The sequence below is a fragment of the Arthrobacter sp. SPT-J7 genome (assembly GCF_059089965.1).
In genome coordinates this window covers 1-5,256 of the sequence record NZ_JBNHFF010000219.1, presented here as the reverse complement: position 1 = coordinate 5,256, position 5,256 = coordinate 1, and the positions used below count along the sequence as shown (strand labels likewise).

Annotated in this window: 5 protein-coding genes; 1 reads left to right on the top strand and 4 read right to left on the bottom strand. The window is 66.5% G+C overall.

Annotation, left to right across the window (positions count from 1 at the left end):
- A partial coding sequence (locus AC5RWX_RS29765) for a septum formation family protein (RefSeq protein WP_494099821.1) occupies nt 1–837 on the bottom strand: 837 nt, incomplete at its 3' end.
- Nucleotides 838–1,110: 273 nt separating this feature from the next.
- On the opposite strand from AC5RWX_RS29765, the gene AC5RWX_RS29760 reads away from it, so the two are divergent.
- Complete coding sequence (locus AC5RWX_RS29760; RefSeq protein WP_494099822.1) at nt 1,111–1,344, top strand: DUF3073 domain-containing protein; 234 nt, start codon at nt 1,111–1,113, stop codon at nt 1,342–1,344.
- A gap of 558 nt (nt 1,345–1,902) precedes the next feature.
- Here AC5RWX_RS29760 and AC5RWX_RS29755 read toward each other — a convergent pair.
- The 3 genes from AC5RWX_RS29755 to AC5RWX_RS29745 form a co-directional block, all read right to left on the bottom strand.
- Complete coding sequence (locus AC5RWX_RS29755) at nt 1,903–3,138, bottom strand: MFS transporter (RefSeq protein ID WP_494099820.1); 1,236 nt, start codon at nt 3,136–3,138, stop codon at nt 1,903–1,905.
- 190 nt (nt 3,139–3,328) lie between these two features.
- Entirely contained in the window at nt 3,329–4,492 is a 1,164-nt protein-coding gene (purM, locus tag AC5RWX_RS29750) for a phosphoribosylformylglycinamidine cyclo-ligase (protein WP_494099819.1), read from the bottom strand.
- Nucleotides 4,489–5,256 (bottom strand): amidophosphoribosyltransferase (locus tag AC5RWX_RS29745; protein WP_494099818.1); only part of this gene is annotated, 768 nt, incomplete at its 5' end. The genes purM and AC5RWX_RS29745, both read right to left, overlap by 4 nt.

The window sequence follows — 5,256 nt, the reverse complement described above, 5'->3', positions numbered from 1 at the left end:
GTGGGCGGCCCTCGCCGGCCCAACGGGGGGCGCGGGCCCGGTACCGGGGCTGGTGGCCGGCCGGATGGTTTCGTCCCGCGGTTGGGTCTCGCGGGGGCGGCCCGGGGCCCCCAAGCGCTCGGGCAGCACGCTCGCGTTGACGTTGTTGCCGCCGGGGGAGGTCACGTAACAGTCCAATCTGCGGTCCCCGGCGTCCCAGCTACTGGAGCTGGGGAAGCTGCGCTCGAAGTTCAGCGTGTACTCGTTGGCGGCCGGGCCAAGTTCCGCCGCCTGGCATGCTTCGAGGGCCTTGGCTGCAAGCGCTTCGGCGCCCGGGTAGGACTCGCCCTCCGGGTAGCGGAACACGGCGACCAGCTGTGCGGAATGGCCGGTGTCACACGGCACGATAGTGGATTTGAGCGCCTCCGGGTCAAAGTCCTTGAAGCAGTCGCCCAAGGCATAGGTGGCAGGCTCCGCCTCGCGGGGCAGCGGCAGCGGGGTGGCCGGCGGCGTGACGGAAGTTTCCAGGATACCGGGAGCCGGCCCTGCGGCGGCCTCCTGGTTCCCGTTGGTGTTCAGCCACAGGGCAAGCCAGACCAGCGAACCGATGACCGCCAGGAGGACGACGACGAAGAACGCCTTCCACAATGTCCGCTGGCTGACGCTGCCGCGGCCGGCTTCCGGTCCCTCAGGGATAGCGGAACGGTCCTGCTCCAACGCCTCGCCTTGACCCTGCTCTTGCCCCCTGGTGCGTGCAGGGGCCTCGGCTGCGGGGACTCCGTACTCGGCCCCGGGAACCGTGGGCAGGCCGGGGGTGGGCGGAGACGCGGGTTTGCGCGGAACGTCATGGTGGTTCACTGGGTGCATCCTCCTGCGTTTACTCCCGCACGGGCTGCCGGATTCCCGGCCAGTATCCGTAGTTGCTGAGTCGACTCTACCGAAGAAAAAAGCCGGATTCTGGCCACGGAAGGGCAGGAATGGTACTGGACGGGGCTGCCGGGAGCAGTGGCTGGCAAGCAGGGCCAGCAGAAAGCATGTAATCTAGGTGTACGACAAATTGACCAAACATTCCGGGGCCTCACCTACGCCAAGGTGACCACCTCCGGTCCAAGTACAAAAGGGGGTCACGCCATGGGGCGCGGCCGTCAAAAGGCAAAAGCTACCAAGCAGGCTCGGGATATCAAGTACTACTCCCCGAACACTGACTACTCGGCACTTCAGCGTGAGCTGACGGGTCCAGGCAGTCGTGTCACGAGCCATTACGCGAATGAGCCGGTTGAACCGGACTATTCGGCTTATGTGGATAAGTACGCGGATGATTTGGAAGAAGACGACGACGAGGTAGACACCCGTCGGATCGGCTAGTTGTTGCAAGTGCTGTTGCCGTAACTGCACAGCCCTGTGACGCCGCAGCACTAACGGATGCAGCAGACATTCTGCGGTCTCCAGCTTTTAGTGCAGCGCTTCTTTTTTGGCACCCTTGATCCAGTGGACCATCGGTGTTGACTCAGTTATTGAACCCGCTGCCTGCACCGGAATTTGGTGCAGGCAGCGGGTTTTTGTTGCCTGTGGCCTGAGTTACGGGCTCAGCCTCAGCGCTCCATCACCTGCTGCGTCACATCGCGGACCCCCGGACGCCCATGGCAGCAACGCCGTCGAACCCCGCCGCGGACATGATTGAGCGTCCTGGCTGAAGTCGCGGGACGTGATGGAGCGTCTCGGGCAGGCACAGCGGGCTATGCCATTCTTGCCGTTCCGGTGCCGTCGCCGTGTGGTCGGCAGCAGGGTTTCCCAACCTCTTGAGCCGTGCCGACCCGGAGCCGCTCCAGGTGCCCGCGAGGCTGACCGCCAGCACCGATGCCCGGACCAGCGCGGATGCCGGTGCCAGGACCGCCCACGGTGCCCGTTCCCACGTATGAGGCTTTACTGTTTGCCAGGCAGGAGCCGTGACAGTCCGACGGCGGGAAGCACGGTGAGTGCCGCCATCACCGCCCAGGGCCAGGCTGCGTCGGGTCCGGGCTGGGTGGCTCCTGAGTAAAGCGGTCCGAGGACAACGTTGCCCAGCAGCACCGCGCAACCGCCCATGCTCGCGAGGAGCCCGTAATAGATGCCCGTCCGTCGGCCGCGGGCAAAGTCCAGGACCAGCGGCATGGCCACCGGCCCGATGCACATGTGCCCCAGGCAGAGCCCCACCACGAGCAGCAGCGGCGGCAAGAGCTGCAGGGTCCCGGTGGCCGGAACCTGGGCGAGCATGGCCATGGTGGCGAAGGCCAAACCCTTGAGGAGGAAACCCGCCGTAAGGGCCCGGCCCGGTCCGATCCGGGTTGTCAGCCGGGAGATGGGCCACTGCAGCGCAATGGTCAGGACCGAGGCAACGGCAAACAAGCCGGCCAGCGCACCGGGGCCCGCACCGCTCCTGGTCAACTCGATGGGAAGGCCGAAGTACAGCTGGTTATAGGCCAGCAGGTTGACGCTGTAGAGAGCGGCAAAGGCCACAAAGCGTTTCTCCCGCAGCATCGCCGTGACACCCTCGCGCCGTGCAGCGGAGGAAGGCGGCTTAGAGGAAAGCTCAGGGCCGCGCACCCGTTTCGGGGCTCCGGCGGGCACGCTGCGCCACAGCACGCCCGTCATTACCGCAAAGACCACCGCTCCGGCCAGTGCTGCCCAGCTGAAGGAGAAACCCAGCAGCAGGGCGCCCACCAGCGGTCCGGCCACAGCACCGATCTCGCCGCAGATGGCAAGGAGCGCAAAAAGTGCGGGCGCCTTCCTGCTGATGTTCCGCCGTCGTTCTTCTGCCTGCCCAACCAGGGACTCCAGGGCAGGCGAGAACAGCGCGCCACCCATCCCGGTGAGGACCGCGCCGAGGAGGAACAGCGGAAAGCTGCCGGCAAGGGCCAGGGTGAGGTAACCACAGATGCGGACCAGGCAGCCCACCAGCATGGCGCGACGCGGCCCGAATCGGTCCGTGATCATCCCGCCCACCAGGAAAAGCCCCTGCTGGCTGAAGACGCGGGCGCCCAAAACCACACCCACCGCGGTTGCCGTCATGCCGAAGTCCTGGGTCATGACCAGTGCGAGGAACGGCACCACGGCGTAGAAACCGATATTGAAAACGAGCTGGCTGGCGAGGAGGAGGCCCGGGGCCGGGCGCGGTCTCATTGCCGTCTGCTCGGGAGCGTTGAGGGCGGTCACAGGGCAATCGCCTGGAGGGGGTCGGGGAGCTGCGGGTTCCGCGACGCCAGCAGTGAAAGAACCATATCCCAACCACTTCCTCCACTGTTACTGCTACCGGAACGAGGCACAAAAAGCCGGCGGATGCCCAATGCAGCCGCCGGCTTTCCACAAAATCCTAGGCGTAGGCGTTGATCAGGCGCACTGCGCCGCCGTCCACGCCCTTGGCGCCTTGGACGTAGTCCGGGCCGGACTTGAGGATGGACTCCGAATCTCCGGTGACGGTGCCCATCACCCAGGACGGCAGGCCGCGGTCATTTAGCCTGGAGACCGCGGCATCGGCGGCGTCGGCGGACACGATGGCCACCATGCCGACGCCCAGGTTCAGTGTGCGCTCCAGGTCAGCCAGCGGAACGTTGCCGAGCTCGGACACCAGCTTGAAGATGGCCGGCAGTTCCCACGTGGAGCGGTCCACCGTGGCCACCAGGCCCTGGGGGAGGACGCGGGCCAGGTTGGCGGCCAGGCCGCCGCCGGTCACGTGGCTGAAGCCGTGCACTGCCGAAGCGCCCGTGACCGGGAAGGTGCGGGCGAGGTCCAGGCAGTCCGCCGCATAGACGCGGGTGGGCTCAAGGAGTTCCTCGCCCAGGGTGCGGCCGAGTTCGGAAACCTGGCGGTCTAATGCCCAGCCCGCGTGGTTGATGACGCGGCGCACCAGGGAGTAGCCGTTGGAGTGCAGGCCGGAGGAAGCCATGCCGATCACGACGTCGCCGGCGCGGACACGGTCCGGTCCCAGGAGTTGGTCGGCCTCAACAACGCCGGTGGCTGCGCCCGCGACGTCGTACTCGTGCTCGCCCAGCAGGCCGGGGTGCTCGGCGGTTTCGCCGCCCACCAGCGCGGTGCCGGCGACCGAGCAGGCGGCCGCGATGCCCCGGACGATGTCCGCGATGCGCTCGGGCACCACCTTGCCGCAGGCGATGTAGTCGGTCATGTACAGCGGTTCTGCGCCCACAACCACGATGTCATCAACCACCATGCCCACGAGGTCGAACCCGATGGTGTCGTGGATGTCCATGGCCTGGGCGATGGCCACCTTGGTGCCCACACCGTCAGTGGACGTAGCCAGTAGCGGCCTCTTGTAGGTCAGGAGCCTGGAGACGTCGTAAAGGCCGGCAAAGCCGCCCACCCCGCCGATCACCGAGGAGTTGTGGGTGGCCTTGATGGCTCCCTTCATAAGCTCGACTGCGCGGTCGCCGGCTTCAACATCGACGCCCGCGGAGGCGTAGGTGATGCCGGCAGTGTTCCCGGAGGAGGTGTCGCCGGAGGGGGAGGCAGCGGAAGTCATACGGACTCTTTCTTGTCAGTGCCGGCGGCGGCGTGTACGTCTGGCACAAGGTCGGCTTCGGTCAGCAGGTTTTCAAACTCGGAGTCGGGTCCGGGATCGCAGCCCGTGGCCCCTGGCTTCTCCGCCGGGTCCTCCTCGGAGTCCACGGACAGGGCCGCGGTGGCACCGGGAAGGGCGGACGGCGCAGGCTTCAGGCCGCCTAGGTCCGTGCGTTCCAGCAGGTTCTTGCCCAGCTTGTCCGCACCCGGAAGCTCGATGGGGTACTTGCCGGTGAAACATGCAGTACACAGGCGTTCCCGCGGCTGCCGGGTTGCGCCGATCATCCCGTCCTCGGAGATGTACGCCAGCGAGTCGGCTCCGATGGCCTGTGAGATCTCTTCGATGGTTGCGCCGTTGGCAATGAGCTCGGCGCGGGAGGCGAAGTCGATGCCGTAGAAGCAGGGCCACTGCACCGGCGGGGAGGAGATCTTGACGTGGACTGCGGCGGCGCCGGCTTCGCGGAGCATCCGGACGATGGCGCGCTGCGTGTTGCCGCGGACGATCGAGTCATCCACCACCACCACGCGCTTGCCGCGGATGACGGATTCGAGGGCGTTGAGCTTGAGCCGGATACCCAGCTGGCGCAGCGTCTGCGAGGGCTGGATGAAGGTTCGGCCAACATAGGAATTTTTGACGAACCCGTGGGCGAACGGAATGCCGGATTCCTCGGCGTAGCCCACGGCGGCAGGGGTGCCGGATTCCGGAACGGGAATAACGATGTCCAC